This is a genomic window from Candidatus Symbiothrix dinenymphae, assembly GCF_001431085.1.
In genome coordinates this window covers 1-900 of sequence record NZ_BBRU01000105.1, presented here as the reverse complement: position 1 = coordinate 900, position 900 = coordinate 1, and the positions used below count along the sequence as shown (strand labels likewise).

1 protein-coding gene is annotated in these 900 nt (G+C 30.4%); it reads right to left on the bottom strand.

Annotated features, from left to right (window positions below; all coding sequences use genetic code 11):
* On the bottom strand, positions 1-739 hold a 739-nt coding region (locus tag ASC50_RS01660; protein WP_162491120.1), incomplete at its 3' end, for an EpsG family protein.
* Positions 740-900 lie beyond the last annotated feature (161 nt).

The window sequence follows — 900 nt, the reverse complement described above, 5'->3', positions numbered from 1 at the left end:
CTATATATCCAATCGTTATTCCATAACTTGCACCATAAATTTCACTATCCAAATAGCTCACAGCAAATGCATACTTTCCCCCCACCATGGAGGCAATATAAAAAACAATAGCACCTATATACTTTATTTGTAGCAAATAAAGTACATTCCCAATTATGAACGTAATCCAAATAAAAGTCTTAGATAAATTTCTATTTAATAGAAAATACATTGGTAAAAAAAGGATAGAACTAAAATGAAATGACATTCCAACCACATTGCAAAGAAGATATGCTTTGAAATTTTTCTTTTCAATGTATTTTATTGAATATAAGAACAATAATATTGCCTTAATATTCCGCATCAGATTCAGTTCCAGCACTAATCCACCAAATAGAATAAATAACACAAAGCTAAGTGCATAATTTTTAGAGTATCGTCTAAAAAAATAATCCAAGAAAAAAACATCAATGGCAACAGAAACAAACTGAAAACAGAAAAAATCAGAAAAAAAAGATTTCAGCAAAACACAATAAACCTTGTAACCGGGTTCTATGCTTGCAAAATCACCACCAATAAAAAAATCAAAAACATTGCTCGACCATATAGAGGGTGTCTTTTCAAAAATTCGAGAATAAACAACCCAATCAGTAAAAATGTATCCTCGTAATCCAAAGAAAAACAAAAAGGCTGTGATGCAAGCAATTCGAATATTTAATTCATGCCTGGCCTGTTTTTTTTGAGACAAAAACAGTACCAAATAGAATAATAATAATGCGATATATGGAAGAGAATATGTATAACTAAATATAGGTTGCATGCTTTATTTTCAAATAAAGAGAATTTCTCATTTTACACTCTTTCATATCTCCACTCCTGACTTTGACAATGCGTCACCCAAATTGAAGTTAAGCGTACGAG